At 69.7% G+C, this 14,396-nt stretch carries 15 protein-coding genes; 7 read left to right on the forward strand and 8 right to left on the reverse strand.

The features are described from left to right. Window positions 1-6: 6 nt before the first annotated feature. The 3 genes from Q7W02_22470 to Q7W02_22480 are packed head-to-tail and all read left to right on the forward strand — an operon-like array spanning window position 7 to window position 2,680. Window positions 7-1,050, forward strand: coding sequence for a GntG family PLP-dependent aldolase (locus Q7W02_22470; protein ID MDO8478909.1), 1,044 nt, complete (start codon window positions 7-9; stop codon window positions 1,048-1,050). Window positions 1,051-1,062: 12 nt separating this feature from the next. Next, window positions 1,063-1,788 (forward strand): VOC family protein, encoded by a 726-nt coding sequence (locus Q7W02_22475; protein ID MDO8478910.1) that lies wholly within the window; start codon window positions 1,063-1,065, stop codon window positions 1,786-1,788. Between the two features lies 1 nt (window position 1,789). Continuing rightward, entirely contained in the window at window positions 1,790-2,680 is an 891-nt protein-coding gene (locus tag Q7W02_22480; GenBank protein ID MDO8478911.1) for a TauD/TfdA family dioxygenase, read from the forward strand. A 58-nt stretch (window positions 2,681-2,738) separates the two neighbouring features. Here the strand turns inward: Q7W02_22480 and Q7W02_22485 are convergent, their stop codons facing one another. Together Q7W02_22485 and Q7W02_22490 are read right to left on the reverse strand one after the other, a co-directional pair. Then, a complete protein-coding gene (locus Q7W02_22485) occupies window positions 2,739-3,011 on the reverse strand; it encodes a multiheme c-type cytochrome (GenBank protein MDO8478912.1) in 273 nt (90 codons plus the stop codon). A gap of 56 nt (window positions 3,012-3,067) precedes the next feature. After that, complete coding sequence (locus Q7W02_22490) at window positions 3,068-4,135, reverse strand: AI-2E family transporter (GenBank protein ID MDO8478913.1); 1,068 nt, start codon at window positions 4,133-4,135, stop codon at window positions 3,068-3,070. Between the two features lie 169 nt (window positions 4,136-4,304). Here Q7W02_22490 and Q7W02_22495 point away from each other — a divergent pair, with 169 nt between their 5' ends. From Q7W02_22495 to Q7W02_22505, 3 genes are read left to right on the forward strand one after another with little or no spacing between them, the layout of a single operon-like run. Then, a complete protein-coding gene (locus Q7W02_22495) occupies window positions 4,305-5,504 on the forward strand; it encodes a CoA transferase (protein ID MDO8478914.1) in 1,200 nt (399 codons plus the stop codon). Between the two features lie 13 nt (window positions 5,505-5,517). Beyond that, window positions 5,518-6,165 (forward strand): peptide-methionine (S)-S-oxide reductase MsrA, encoded by a 648-nt coding sequence (gene msrA, locus Q7W02_22500; GenBank protein ID MDO8478915.1) that lies wholly within the window; start codon window positions 5,518-5,520, stop codon window positions 6,163-6,165. Window positions 6,166-6,208: 43 nt separating this feature from the next. Beyond that, a complete protein-coding gene (locus tag Q7W02_22505; GenBank protein MDO8478916.1) occupies window positions 6,209-6,508 on the forward strand; it encodes a hypothetical protein in 300 nt (99 codons plus the stop codon). A 141-nt stretch (window positions 6,509-6,649) separates the two neighbouring features. Here Q7W02_22505 and yidC read toward each other — a convergent pair whose 3' ends face one another. The 5 genes from yidC to Q7W02_22530 all read right to left on the reverse strand — a co-directional run bounded on the left by yidC (window position 6,650) and on the right by Q7W02_22530 (window position 12,343). Beyond that, the gene (gene yidC, locus Q7W02_22510) at window positions 6,650-8,098 is read right to left on the reverse strand and encodes a membrane protein insertase YidC (GenBank protein MDO8478917.1); all 1,449 of its coding nucleotides are present in this window, start codon (window positions 8,096-8,098) and stop codon (window positions 6,650-6,652) included. A gap of 188 nt (window positions 8,099-8,286) precedes the next feature. Beyond that, the gene (locus tag Q7W02_22515) at window positions 8,287-10,083 is read right to left on the reverse strand and encodes a DUF3413 domain-containing protein (GenBank protein MDO8478918.1); all 1,797 of its coding nucleotides are present in this window, start codon (window positions 10,081-10,083) and stop codon (window positions 8,287-8,289) included. Then, window positions 10,080-11,273 (reverse strand): CDP-glycerol glycerophosphotransferase family protein, encoded by a 1,194-nt coding sequence (locus tag Q7W02_22520; protein MDO8478919.1) that lies wholly within the window; start codon window positions 11,271-11,273, stop codon window positions 10,080-10,082. Before Q7W02_22520 ends, Q7W02_22515 begins: the two co-directional genes overlap by 4 nt. Next, a complete protein-coding gene (locus tag Q7W02_22525) occupies window positions 11,270-11,482 on the reverse strand; it encodes a hypothetical protein (GenBank protein MDO8478920.1) in 213 nt (70 codons plus the stop codon). Before Q7W02_22525 ends, Q7W02_22520 begins: the two co-directional genes overlap by 4 nt. An 87-nt stretch (window positions 11,483-11,569) precedes the next feature. Continuing rightward, complete coding sequence (locus Q7W02_22530) at window positions 11,570-12,343, reverse strand: phytanoyl-CoA dioxygenase family protein (protein MDO8478921.1); 774 nt, start codon at window positions 12,341-12,343, stop codon at window positions 11,570-11,572. 50 nt (window positions 12,344-12,393) lie between these two features. Here Q7W02_22530 and Q7W02_22535 point away from each other — a divergent pair, with 50 nt between their 5' ends. After that, window positions 12,394-13,158 (forward strand): phosphocholine cytidylyltransferase family protein, encoded by a 765-nt coding sequence (locus Q7W02_22535; GenBank protein ID MDO8478922.1) that lies wholly within the window; start codon window positions 12,394-12,396, stop codon window positions 13,156-13,158. A gap of 18 nt (window positions 13,159-13,176) precedes the next feature. Here the strand turns inward: Q7W02_22535 and Q7W02_22540 are convergent, their stop codons facing one another. Further along, on the reverse strand, window positions 13,177-14,394 hold the full coding sequence (locus Q7W02_22540; GenBank protein ID MDO8478923.1) for an LLM class flavin-dependent oxidoreductase: 1,218 nt from the start codon (window positions 14,392-14,394) through the stop codon (window positions 13,177-13,179). Window positions 14,395-14,396: the final 2 nt, after the last annotated feature.

The raw sequence follows: 14,396 nt of genomic DNA on the forward strand, positions 1-14,396 counted from the left end.
GGCCCGATGGCGATCGAGGTCGATCTCTACAGCGATACGGTCACCAGGCCCACGCCGGAGATGCGCCGCTTCATGTGCGAAGCGGACGTGGGCGACGAGCAGAAGCACGAGGACCCGACGGTCAACCTCCTCCAGGAGATGGTCGCGGAGCTCCTCGGCAAGGAAGCGGCGCTGTTCCTGCCGTCGGGCACCATGTGCAACGAGATCGCGCTCCGCGTCCACTGCCGCCACGGCGAGGAGATGCTGGCGCACAAGACGGCGCACCCCATCCATTTCGAAGCCGGCGGTCCCGCGGCGCTGGCCGGCGTCAACGTGCAAGCCCTCGACGGCCCGCGCGGGCAGTACGACGCGGCGACGCTCGACGCCGCCATCCGTCCCGACAATCGCCACATGCCGCGGAGCCGCCTCGCCTGGGTCGAGCAGACGTCCAACCTGGGCGGCGGCTCCATCTGGCCGCTGGACAAGGTCCGCGCCGTCACCGACGTGGCTCGCCGCCGCGGGCTCTCGACCCACATGGACGGCGCGCGGCTCATGAACGCCGTCGTCGCCTCCGGCGTGTCCGCCCAGCAGTGGGCGGCGCCCTTCGATTCGGCGTGGATCGACTTCACCAAGGGGTTGGGAGCCCCGGTGGGCGCGGCGATCGCGGGCTCGCGCGATTTCATCGCCGAGGCGTGGCGCCTCAAGCAGCAGATGGGCGGCGCCATGCGCCAAGCAGGCATCATCGCCGCGGCCGGCGTCTACGCGCTCAGGCATCACGTCAAGCGACTGGCCGAGGACCACGCCAACGCCAAGCGGCTCGCCGAAGGGCTCGCCACGCTGCCAGGTATCAAGCTCGATCCCGCGACGGTCGAGACCAACCTCGTCTTCTTCGATCTCACGGGCGCGCTCGATGCATCGGCGGCGGTGGAGCGGCTGCTCGCCCGCAACGTCCGCATGGGCGCCCTCGGCCCGAGGACCATCCGCGCCGTCACCCACCTCGATGTGAGCGCCCAGGCCATCGAGCGCGCCCTGGACGCGGCCAAGGCGGTCTTTACCAAGGCGGTCTTTTAAAGGATGAGCCGGGTGGACCGCATCCTCTTCGACCACGTCGCCATTGGCATGCCGACGATGGCCGACGCGGCGCCCTTCCTCGCGGGGAATCTTGGCGGCATCCCCGACTCCGGCCACACGTCGGGGTCCTTCACCTGGGGCACCTACCGCTTCGACGGCGGCGGCTCTATCGAGATCATCGAGCCGCTCGGCACGTCGGGCTTCCTCCACCGATTTCTCGCCGAGCGCGGCCCCGGCGTCCACCACGTCACCTTCAAGGTGCCGAGCCTCGACGACGTCTCCACGCGGGCCGAGGCGGCGGGATACGACATCGTCGGCCGTGACGATTCCGACCCGACGTGGAGGGAAGCGTTCCTTCATCCCAAGCAGGCGCTCGGCATCGTCGTCCAGTTCGCCCAGCCCGGGCCGTCTCACGGCACGCCGCATCCCTCCACGCCTCCACCGGGAGTGCCCTCGCCCCCGCCGCCCGTGACGCTGCTGGGGCTCCGCATGCGGGCTCAGTCGCGCGAGCGCGCCGTGACCCAGTGGGGCACGGTGCTTCAGGGGAAGACGGCCGACGGGCCGCGCGGCAGCCTCGTCTTCAGATGGCCGGGCTCGTTCATGAGGCTTGCCGTGGAAATCGACCCAGTCCAGAATGAGGGTCCGATCGCGATCGAGCTGGCGAGCCTGCGCACGTTGGCGCTGCCGGAGGGCCCGCATCCGGCTCTGGGAGCCGTCTTCACGGAAGAGGAGGCCTGAGATGGGGATCCTGGTGGCGTCCGTCCGGGGAGACTTTGTCGCGAGAGTCAGCGGGCTCGATCTCTCGAAGCCGCTCGACGACGGCGACTTCGGCCAGGTGCGGGACGCCTTCCACCGCGACGCCGTGCTGGTCTTCCCCGAGCAACCGCAGAGCGACGAGCAGCAGATCGCCTTCAGCGAGCGCTTCGGCCCCCTCGAGGTCAGCATCCGCAAGGACAGGCCGCGGGCCGTGGCGCGCGCTGAAGTCTCCGACCTCTCCAACGTGGACGCCGACGGCCGGCTCTACGCCCCGGACGACGAGCGCTCCATCTACAACGCGGGCAACCGCCTCTGGCACAGCGACAGCTCCTTCAAGCGCGTGCCGGCCATGGCCTCGCTCCTCTCGGGCCGCGAGGTGCCGCCGCACGGCGGCGAGACCGAGTACGCCGATCTCCGCGGCGCGTGGGATGCCCTGCCGGCCGAGCGCCGCCGAGGGCTCGATGCGCTCGTCGCCGAGCACAGTTTCGTCTACTCGCGGGGGCTCATCGGCTACGACCAGTTCACCGACGCGGAGCGGGCCATCGTCCCGCCGATCCAGCAGGCGGTGGTGAGAACCCACCCGGCGACGGGCAGGAAGTCCCTCTACCTGGGCTCCCACGCCTCGTACATCATCGGCAGGCCGGTGGAGGAAGGCCGCGCGCTGCTGAAGGAGCTGCTGGAATTCGCGACTCAGCCCCAGTTCGTCTACTGCCACGTCTGGAAACGGAACGACCTCGTCATGTGGGACAACCGCTGCGTGCTTCACCGCGGTCGCCCGTGGGACGAACAGCGTCACCGCCGGGTCATGCACCGGACCACGATCGCCGGCGCCGGCCCCACGGTCGTGGACGGCCGCCCCATCCCCGTCGGCTAGACCGTTTGGCCGGGGTCAGGTCTTGCATTCCTACATTTCCGGGCCCGGTTAATCGCGGCTAGCCCAGTCCTGGGTGCCTGATGTCGTAATGCAAGACCTGACCCCGGACATGGCACACGCCGTTGAAGTCGCCCAAGACGGTCTCGGCCGTCGCGGGCTGCATGGCGCGCTGATGATGCGAGCCCAGCCACTCGTTGCTCTGCTTCGCGTGGCACTCGGCGCAGGAGCGGTCACCGACGTACGCCACCAGCCTGCCTTTAGTCGCCCTGTTGGGCTCTAAGCCGGAGAGGAGCTTCCAGCCGACGACCACGGCCGCCGCCAGGACGATCATCGCCGCGAGGCCAACCCAGAGGCGCTGCCCGCGTGGCGGCGGCGCAGCGGCCGGGCTCAGGCTCCGTGTTCCTCTTCGGCGAAGCGAAAGAGGGCGAGCACGAGGGCGACCACCACGGGACCGAGGATGATGCCGATGGCGCCGAATGTCGCGAGGCCGCCCATCAGACCGAGGAGCACGGGCAGCGTCGAGATCTGTGCCCGGCCGGAGACGACGAGCGGCTTGACGATATTGTCCACCAGGGAGACCACCACCAGGCCCCAGAAGGCGAGGAAGATGGCGGCGCCCACCCGCCCGTGCGCGACAAGCACAATCGCTGCGGGGACCCATACCAGGGCTGAGCCCACCAGCGGGATGAGCGCCGCCAGCGAGGCCAGGACACCGAAGACGACGGGAGACGGCAGGCCCGTGAACGCGAAGCTGAGGCCGACCAGCGTCCCTTGGCACACGGCCGTGAGGAGCGTCCCCAGGGCCACCGCCCGCGTCACGGCCGAGAGGTGGCCGACCAGGTGCTCCTTCCGCTCGGCGCTCAGCGGGATCATGGTCAGGCCGCGCGCCACCGCCCGCTCGCCGTCGCGCACGAAGAAGAATAGGAGGAAGAGGGTCAGGGTCACCTCGACAACCACACCCAGCACGCCGGCGAAGAAGGCGCCGCTAGAGGCGACGAGGAGGATCAGCAGCGACTTGGAGCCTTGGATCGCCAAGCCCTGGATCTGCTCCGGTGACACGGATACGAGCCTGCTGATCCACTGGACGAGGCGGTCGAGGGCCGGCACCAGAAAGACGTCGCTCGCCTGGGCGATCTTGTACCGGTCGGCGAGTTCCTGGAGCTTGGCGACGAGCTCGGACGCCTGGCCGGCGAAGACGACCGCGGTGACGACGGCCGGGATCAGGACGAAGAGCGCCCCCGCCAGCGTCACGAGCAAGGCCGCGAGACTCCGGCGCCCGCGGAAGGCGCGCGTGAGCCGGCGCGTGACGGGCGCGAGGAGAAAAGCGAGCAACCCCGCCCACAGGATGGATTCGAAGAAGGGCTTGAGGATGCTCAGGAGGGCCAGCGCCAGCAGCGCGGCCGCGGTCAGCCAGAACACCCTCGCGTAAAAGCGGCTGTCGCTCTCCTGGGCCATGAGGCGCTAGGCGAACGTGAACTTGCTCTCGATCGTCACGGTGCCCGAGGGCTTGTCGTCCGCCGCCGCCACGACCCAGATCCATGCACGCGCCATCGTCATTCTCCTTGCCCGGCACAAACTTTTACCGCCGCTGGAGTGTAACACGGGGCGCGGTATAGTAGCGGGCATGGCCACCTTCCCCCTCGCCCTCGACGGCGTCCGCGTGCTCGATCTCTCCCGCGTCATCGCCGGCCCCTGGTGCGGCGCTCTCCTGGCCGACCTCGGGGCCGACGTCATCAAGGTGGAGGACACGGGCGGCGGCGACGAGTCCCGCACCTGGCCGCCCCACAAGGACGGCGAAGCCGCGGCCTATCTCCTCTTCAACCGCAACAAGCGCGGCATGACGCTCGATCTCAAGGCCCCGGAGGCGGTCGAGGTCGTCAAGACCCTCGTCGGGTCCTCCGACGTCCTCATCGAGAACTTCCGCACGGGCACCATGGAGAGCTTCGGCCTCGGCTACGAGGCGCTGGCGGCGATCAATCCCCGGCTCATCTACTGCTCCGTCTCGGCCTTCGGCCGGACAGGCCCGCGCAAGGACGCGCCGGGCTACGAGGCGCTCATGCAGGCCTTCTCCGGCATCATGTCCATCACCGGTGAGCCGGGCGGCCAGCCGGTGCGCGCGGGCGTGTCCTTCCTGGATCTCTCGACGGGCATACTTTGCGCAATGGGCGTCTGCGCCGCCCTGATCCAGCGGGAGCGCACCGGGCTCGGCCAGCGGGTCGACGGCTCGCTCCTCGAGACCGCGGTGAGCCTGCTGGCCTTCCACGCCGAGGGCTACCTCCTGACCGGCGCCGTCCCCAAGGCGCTCGGCTCGGGGCATCCGTCGCTCTCGCCCTACCGCAACTTCAAGTGCAAGGACGGCCAGTGGATCTTCATCGCCGCGGCCAACGACCGCTTCTGGCTGAAGCTCGTGGGCGCGCTCGGCCTCGACGACCTGGCGGCCGACCCGCGATTCGCGGTCAACCAGCAGCGGGTCAAGAATCGTGTCGAGCTCGAGACGCTGCTGGAGCGGGTGATCGGCGAGCGGGACCGCGAGCCACTCTTGAAGCTCCTGGCGGAGGCCGACGTCCCCGCCACGCCCGTCAACACCGTGGCCGAGGTGATGACCGACCCGCAGACGATCGAGCGCGGTATCGTCCAGAAGGTGACGCACCCCACGCTCGGCGAGATCCCCGTGGTCGGGACGCCGCTCAAGTTCTCGCGGATGGCGCCGGGCGTGCGGCGCGCCGCGCCGCTCCGCGGCGAGCACACCGACCAGATCCTGGCCGAGTGCGGCCTGGCGCCTTCGAGGATCCGCGAGCTGCGCGACAAGAAAGTCGTCTTGTAACCGGAGGGCACCCATGTTCGGTCTCCACAAGCTCTCGATGATCGCGGAGGACGAGGCGCTTCCCGGCCGCGCGGCGGCCATGCCGGCGCCCGCGGCGCATTTCGTGAGCGGCGCGCACCTCGAGCCGCCTTTCCCCGCCGGCACGGAGCTGGCGCTCTTCGGCATGGGCTGCTTCTGGGGCGCTGAGCGGATCTTCTGGCAGGCGGGGGGCGTCTACTCGACCTCGGTCGGCTATGCGGGCGGCTTCACACCCAACCCGACCTACGAGGAAGTCTGCAGCGGCCTGACGGGGCATACGGAAGCCGTGCGCGTGGTTTTCGAACCCGCCGCGATTTCCTACGACAGGCTGCTCCGCCTCTTCTGGGAGGGCCACGACCCGACCCAGGGCATGCGCCAGGGCAATGACACGGGCACCCAGTACCGCTCCGCCATCTACTGCTACGGCGACGCGCAGCTCCGAGCCGCCGAGGCGTCGAAGGACGCGTATCAGCGGGCGCTGGGCAAGGCGGGCTACAAGGCGATCACGAGCGAGATCCGGCAGGCGCCCGACTTCTACTACGCGGAGGACTACCACCAGCAGTACCTCGCGAAGAACCCGCGGGGCTACTGCGGGATCGGCGGAACGGGCGTCAGCTGTCCGGCCGGGCTCACGACGCTCTAAGGAGGGCGGCATCGTCGGTCGGCGGAGTCGTGGAGTGGCCGTGGTGGCGTGGCTCGTGAAAGCCTCCCTGCTCGGCGGGTGCGCCTGGCTCGGCTTCGAGACGGCCGACTCGGTGATGAAGGAGGGGCAGCAGCTCTACCTGGACAAGAAATACGACGAGGCCATCGTCAAGTTCGAGCGGGTCTTCGAGCTCGACAGCACGCGCCGGCTCGCGTACGTCTACATCGCCCGCTGCTACATGGCCAAGGACAGCTGGAGCAAGGCCATGTCCAATGCCCGCCTCGCGTACCAGGCCGCGCCCGCCGGCGAGGACGTCGTGCCCACGCTGGCAGGCCGCCGATAAGGGCCCATCTGCTTCGTTGGCTCGGTCGCTCTTAGCGAAACGTACGGAGAGTACGCCTCGCTCGTCGCATCCCTCGCCGCCTCGCATCTGGACCCTTCTCGCCGGCCTGCGGCCCTCGGGCGCCGCCTCGCAGATGGGCCCTTATCGGCGGCCTGCTCGGCCGAGGCGGCGTTTCACTTCTTGGGCGGCGAGCTGGACGGCGTTTGTCGAGGTCCAGTAGAGGACCATTCCGGCGGGAAAGGTGTAGAAGAGCAGGAAGAACAGCAGGGTCATGCCCGTCAGGTTTCTGCGCTGCCTGCGAACGAGAGAGGGCGTGAGAGCGGAGGAGCGGAACCGGAGCAGGGCCGCCAGCGATACGCCGCTCATCAGGAACGGCAGCAGGTTCAGGTAGCACCCGAAGAACGGCAGGCACACGGGCAGCCGCAACAGCTCGTCCGGCCTCGACAGGTCCTGGATCCAGAGAAACCCCACCCGGCTGAGATCGAAGTCCTCCGCCAGCATGTCGAACACGGCGACGAACACGGGCAGCTGGATCAGGACGCCGAGCAGGCTCCTCAGCGTGTACAGCGGGTGGACACCCTCCTCACGGTACAGGGCCAGCGTGCGCCGCGCGCGCTCCTCGCCCCGATGGGCCGCCTTGATGGCGTCGAGCCCTGGCTGAAGCCGCGCCTGTGTGGCGTTGACCTGCTCCTGCCAGCGCTCGGCCACGACCGTCAGCGGCAGGAGGAGGACCTTGACGGACACCGCGAGGGCGACGATCGCGAGGCCGGGTTGGCCGACGAGCGCGGTCAGCCCGTGGAGGAGGAACAGGAGCGCCAGGCTCAGCGCGCGCAGCCAGGACCAGAGCCCGGAGAAGAGCAGCCGTTCGAGGCCCGGGTCGGCGCGGGTCAGCGCGCGGCTCTCCAGCGGCCCCGAGTAGAAGGTGTAGCGCCACGAGAGCCGTCCTGGCGGGTCGGCCGTGACGAGGGCGGCGCTCGCGCCGGACCGAGGCTCGAGGACGCCGGCGTCGCCGGGACGCAGGAACACCGCCCAGAATCGGCCGCGGAATCCCACCCAGTCGCCCGCGCCGAGAGGCGTGGGGTCTCGGGCGTCGTCGCCGACGGCGCGGACGCCGCCTCCAGCGATGACCACCCGGCTCACGCGGTCGAGCATCGCGGAGAAGCCTGGTGCGGGCGCCGGGAGGAGACCTCGCCCCGCGCCCAGCTCGAGCTCGAGGCGCCGGCCCGCCGTGAACGCGGCGGCCTTCTCTCCACTCAGTCGCACCGTCATCACGACCTCGTAGCCCTCCCGCGAGACCTCGAACGACTTGGCCATGCGCACGCCGCCGCCCGGCAGGTCGGAGCGGAAGGTCACCATCCGGGCGCGTGCGCCCTCGGTGAGGTCGGCGGTGAAGCGCAGGCCCTGGAGATCCACGGGCGGACCAGGGCCGCGAAGGTAGAGCCGCGCCTGAGGCGGATCATCGCGGCCGGTGAAGCGGACGGACATCCCCTGCCCCACATCGGCCTGCGCGCAGGACGGATGACAGGCGCGCCACGCGACGGGGCTGGCGCCATCGAGGGAGAACACCAGGTCGAGACGGCTGGTCGTCACGCGGACCCGGTTGCCGCCCGTCTCGTCGGCCGAGACAGGCAGGGCGGTCGCGCACGCGAGGAGGAGCAGCCCGGCAATCCGGAGCGGTTGGCGGCCGATCCCCGACGGCCCCCTTCGCCCGCCCAGCCGTGTCGCTATCGCCAGCCGCGCCGCTATCGCCAGCAGCGCAGCTATCGCCAGCAGCGCAGCTATCGGTAGAACCGGCGCATCTCCGCGAGCGCAGCCCGCAGGCCCGCGTTGGGGAGCTGCGGGTTCTGGACGAGGCGATAGTTCCGGTCGCGGATCTCGTAGCCGTTCGGGCGGACGATGGTCACCCGTTCCGGCTCGATCAAGGCGAAGTCGAGGTGGCTGGCGCCGATGAGCCATTCCCATTGGCTGTCGGAAAAAAGGCTCTGGCCGCTCGCGTAGTCGGAGGGCGGATTCGCGCAGCCGAACAGCTCGGTGAGCAGGGTCGGCGCCACGTCGTTGTGGGAGGTTCGGCGAAGGACGCGCCCCGGCGGCCGCCCCGGCCAGCGGATGACCAGCGGCGTGTGCATCTGGAGCTCGCTGTAGGCCGTTCCGTGTCCCGTGAAGCCCTGCCCGTTCTCATCGAACTCCATGCCGTGATCGGACGTGACGATGACTACGGTGCGCTCGTCGAGCTTCCGGCGCGCCAGGTCGTCGAGCACCCGCCCGATCAGGGCGTCGAGGAAGCGCACGGCGGTCAGGTAGCGGGAGTGCCGGCGGACCCACTCCGACGCGCCCGGCGGGACCGGCACGGCCGGGGGGTAGTCGTCGGGTGGCTCGAAAGCGGCCGCGGCATTGTAGTAGAGGAACCCGAAGAAGGGACGCGACGGGTCCCGCCGGTCAAGCCAGTCGTACCACTCATCCGTCAAAATCCGGTCCCTCGCGGCGGACCCTGGGACGGGGGAGATCGTCTCGCGGCGCAGGTTCGGGATGCGGGCCAGGACCGTCCGATCCAGCTCGACGACCCAGCCGTACACGGGAGAGCTGGAGAACAGGCCGAGCTGGTAGTCGTACTTCCGGAAGAGGTCCATCAGCACCGGTGGCTGGCCGAGGTCGGCGAAGGCGTCCCAGTAGGTCGCGGGGAGCCCGTAAAACAGGGAGAACATGCCGGCCCGCGACGCGTTCCCGCCGCTGTAGTGCGCATCGAACCGGGTCGCGCCCTGCGCGAACTCGGCGAGCCTCGGCGCGGCGTTGGGCGCGAGGACATCGGCGCGCATGGCGTCGACCACGACGAGCAGGACGTTGAGCATCGGGTGGCGTGGCTCGCACCGCAGGGGGGCCAGCGGGTAGTTGAGCTCGCCGTCGGGCGGCCGGCCGAGGGCGGTGACGAGCCTGTGCTCCCGCGCCCGGGCTTCATCCACGAGGCCGAGCCTCGCCATCCGCCGCGAGTCTTTGAGCGGGAAGTACAGCGGCAGGTACCGGGTGAACGCGGTCACCGGCACGTAACTGTGCGCCTCGGCCCACGCGTGGGCGAGGTGGCTCGCCACGAAGCAGATCCCGAGGCCCAGCGCCAGATACCTCCCGATGCGACGCCGCGGGGGGACCGCGCTGCGCTTCCAGACCCAGAGCGCCAGCATCGCCTCGATGGCCACCCCGACGAGGAAGTAGAGCGCGAGAAACGCCCAGGTCAGCGGCGCCAGCAGGAGGAAGGTCAGGACGCCGACGTGGTACCGGTTCTCGGCGAAGACCAGGCTGTCGAGGACCATGAAGCTGAGAACGGCGCTGGCCAGAAAGACGCCGAGGGGCACGACCACTTGAGGCCGCGGAACCAGCACCATCACGGGGACCAGCAGGAGGAACGGAATGTACCCGAGCGCGGTCATCTGGCCCAGGAAGGCGGGGACCGCGTAGATCCAGGCGAGCGAGGGTTGGAGCGCGGAGTAGTACCAGAGGTAGCGCAGGCCGACCCCAGCCAGGAGCGCCGCGTTGAGGACGGCGAACCAGCTTCCCCAGCGGAGCAGCCGCCTTCTCGCGCTCACTTCTCTCCGCTAGGCCGGCGCCCCGCGTGAAGCGCGGCGCCCGAAGCCCCGGCGCCCGCCCGCTCGTCCGCGATGCGGGCAATCTCCCGCGCCCCCACCTCCACGCTCCGGCCGACGTTGAAGGCCCATGCATCCCGCAACGCCGCACTGCGTGTACGGAACTCCGCCGCGCCCCGGAGCAGCTCCGCCGCGCGCTGCGGCGCATCCGCCACTCGATCGAGCGGCAGCACGGTCCCGAGCTCCCGACGGATGCGCATCTCCATCGGCTCGAGACCCAGCTCCGCGTACGTCGGGTTCCGCACGCGGGGCGGGACATCGACGAAGAGCACCGGCTTGCCGAGAGCCAGGGCGTACTCGATGGCCATGGAGGACCAATCACAGATCAAGAGGTCGGACTCGAGCAGCGAGGCGCTCTCCTCCATCCGGTCCACATGGCGGAAGCGCCGGTCGGGCCCGAACCGGGTGACCAGGCGCTGAACGAGACGCGGCGCGAGCCGGGCCGTCTGGTAGTGCGGCCGCAGGATCACGTGGATGCCGGCGTCCAGCAGGGCGGCGATCAACGGCTCACCGCAGACGTGCAGGATGGAGTGCTCGCCCCACGTCGGCGCGAGCAGCGCGGTGACCGTGCCCGACGGCGCCCGCGAGTGGGCGGCGGCCAGCTCGACGAGACGCTCGAGCCGCGGATAGCCGTAGGCGAACAGGTGCTTCGGCGCCAGACCCTTCAGCTCCTCGCGCCGGCGGATCTCGGCGACGTGATGGGGCCCGGTGCAGAAGAGGTCGTCGTAGTGGTCGTACGAGTTCTCGTGATCCACCATGTGCGTGCTGCCCATGCTATGGAACACGTAGACGTAGCGCACGGGGTGGACCGATCGCTTGAGCTGGAAGTTCTGGAGGTCCAGCATCGTCAGAACCATGACGTCGGCCTTGAGCATCTGGAAGAACCAGGTGCGCAGGGCGCCTGAGCGGATGCGGAAGGCGTGCAGGCCGGAGTTGGACGGGGACGGCACGGGCACGGTCTGCTCGGAGGTGACGTGGCAGACCGTCCGGGACAGGCGCTCGATGAGGAAGTCGATGAGCGGCTGGAGGTGGTGCCAGTCCTGGTAGGTTTCGGAGTAGAAGACGATGCCGCGGTCGCGCGACGGAAGCTTCTGGAAGGCGCGGTAGCTCTTCCAGTCCTCCCATATCTTCATCGGGCGTCGGGACGTCCGCCCTTCTTGCCGCGAAGCAAGCCGACGAGCCGGTACCAGAACAGCTTGAGCGCCAGCCCCACCCCCGCCGCCACGCCGATGATGGCCGAGAGGAGCATGCTGCCGGTCCCGGGATCGAGGTAGGCGTGCGCAGGGGAAGTGATCGACAGGCAGGCCACGAGAGCGAGCAGGAAAATCCGCCGGACCGTCATCGTCTGGGTTCCACGATTGTCATGAGTACCAGAATCGGCCGTCGGAATCAAGATCCGCGCGACAGGGATTCAGACTCGGACGGGGACTCAGACCCGAAAGGTGTATGTGCGCGTGGGATCACGCTCGATATCGGGCGGGAAGCTCTTTCGCTTGTCGGCATAGTAGCGCACGCGGTGATCCCCGGCCGATCGGCGGTTGAAGGTAATGTAGAGCACGCGCCGCCGCTCGGCGGTGAGATTCGGGCCTGAAGCGTGCGGCGTGTAGGAATCGAAGAACACGGCGTCACCGGCCCGGGTCGGCACCGGACGGGCATCCAGGCGGCGCATGTCGCCGTCGGTCATGGGCGCCCACTCTTCCCCCAGAAGGCCCTGCCGGTGTTGTCCGGCGCAGAGCTCCAGGCAGCCGTTCTCGGCGGTGGTCGGGTCGACGCTGACCATGGCGGTGATGAACAGGTCGGCGTAGGCGCTCCAGCCGGCCTGCTGGTCCTGATGGGGCTTGAAGCCGTCGCCGCCGGGCAGCTTGAAGTTGATCTTGTCCTTGAAGAGCACCGCCGGCTCGCCGAAGAGCCGGGACACCGTGCCGCGCAGCTTCTCGCTGTCGCACAGCGCGGCGAAGCCGGCATGGAAGGGGCAGAAGTTCTCGATCCGCTGGAGCACGCGCTCGCCCGGGCGCAGCAGGCTCGGCTCGAAGTACATCATGCATCGGCCCGGCGCCTCGGGGAGAGCCCCGAGCTCGTCGGTCCACGCCGAGATCCGCCGCATCTCCTCCTCGCCGAACAGACCCGGTACCGCCACGAAGCCGTCACGCCCGAACGTCTCCGCCAGCTCCGTCTCAGACCGCCGGGTCGCGCTCTCGCCCATGCACACACGATACTATGGACACGGCGCTTCCCGGATGCGACTCTTAGCGGATGCTGGGCCATGAATTGACGGCGGTCATCCTCGCCGCGGGTGTGGCGGGCCGGCTTGCGCCGTTGACCGATCACACGCAAAAATCACTCCTGCCGGTCGGAGGCCGGGCGATCCTCGCCTGGATGCTGGAGGCGCTCCATGCGGTCGGCGTGCGGCGCGCCGTGATCGTGGTCGGGCACTGCGCGGATCAAGTGACGGCCCTTGCCGCGGCAGCGAAGCACGGCATGACGGTCGAGTGCGTCCACAACCCCGCCTACCGCAAGGGCTCGTCGATATCCCTCTACAGCGCGCGCGACGTGATCGTCCGGGAGCCGACGCTGATCATGGACGCCGACGTCGTGTTCCCGCGCGAGTTTCTGCGCCGCCTCGTGCGCTCGGCGGCCGCGAACGCGCTCCTGATCGATCGGGGCTTCGCCGACACGGGCGAGGAAGTGAAGCTCTATACGCGGCGGGACCGTGTCATCGCCCTCGGGAAGAAAATGGTGCCCACGGCGTGGGATCGCGTCGGGGAGGGCATCGGCTTCTTCAAATGCGGAGCGGAGGCGGGCCCGGACCTCGTGCACCTGCTCGAGCAGGTGATCGAGCAGAGCCACGGGCTCTGCGAGTACGAGGACGCGCTGCATCTGTTCGTGACCCGGCAGCACGTCGAGGCGGTGGACGTGACGGGGCTGCCCTGGACGGAGGTCGACTTCGTCGAGGACCTGCGCCGGGCGGAGGCGGAGGTCTTCCCGGCGATCGCCCGACTCGAGCCGGAAGGTCGTTAGCCCGCGGACGTCCGCCGATCACGCGCCGCCCGGCACGATCGGCCCGGCGTCGGCGCCGCCCGTCGTGCGCGACAGGAACTCTTTGGGCACCGGGCGGCCGGCGTCCGTGAACGCCTTGCGGATCGCCTCGACGTTCGGCCCGAAGATGGTCTTGCGGTTGGCGCGGGCCCACTCGTTCGACCCGGCGACGCTGTCGAGCGAGCCCTGGAAGCGCGGCATGATGTAGCGCGCGAAGAGCTCGTAGCTCTTGAGCGTCTCCTCGCGGTTCGCCCATTCGTGGGCGCGGAAGAGGAGGCCGCCGAAGCCGCCGCGCGACAAATCCACCAAGCGGTCAATACCCTTGCTCACGGTGTCGGGCGTGCCGACGAGCGTCGTGCCGGCCGCGACGCCCTCGCGGAGCGGGTCGTCCGCCCTGCCGGGTGGCCGCCCCAGCGTCTCCTCGAAGTACGTCACGGTCTCACGGCGCTCTCCGGCGTGCACTTGTCGGAGCGCCAGCTCGTCATCCTCGGCGACGTGGACGTTGACGACGAGGCGCCACTGTCCGCGGTCCATGGTCTTGCCGTGCTGGGCCGCCGTCTCCTCGGCGATCTGCCAGTGCGCGGCGATCGCCTCGGGGCCGCCCGGCAGCCCCGCGCCGAGCGAAAGGACGCCCAAGCCGTGCTTGCCCGCGCTGACCATGCCCGCGGGCGTCAGCACGCTCGCCACCGCGATGGGGAAGTGGGGGTCCGTGTAGGGGGCGAGGTGCAGCCGCGCCTCCCGCAGCTCGAACCAGTCGGTCTTCATGCTCACGGGCCCGTCGCAGCGCAGGAGCGCCATGATGGCATCGAGCGCCTCGTCCATGCGCCGGCGCTGGGTGACGGGCTCGATCCCCATCATGTAGGCGTCGGAGACGAGGGCGCCGGGCCCGCAGCCGAGCATCGCGCGCCCGCGCGTCATGTGGTCGAGCTGGACGAAGCGCTGGGCGACCAGAAAGGGGTGGTGGTAGGGCAGGCTCGTGACGCCGGAGCCCAGCCTGATGTGGCGCGTGCGCTCGGCGGCGGCCGCGATCATGATCTCGGGCGAGGCGATCAGCTCCCACCCCGCCGAGTGGTGCTCGCCGACCCAGACCTCGTCGTACCCCAGGTGGTCGAGCCACTCGATCAGCTCCATGTCGCGGTCGATCGCCAGCGTCGGGTTCTCCCCCACCCTGTGAAAGGGAGCCAGGAAAATGCCGAACTTCATGCCGCGGTGAGCCATCG

The sequence above is a fragment of the Candidatus Rokuibacteriota bacterium genome (assembly GCA_030647435.1).
GTDB lineage: Bacteria > Methylomirabilota > Methylomirabilia > Rokubacteriales > CSP1-6 > AR37.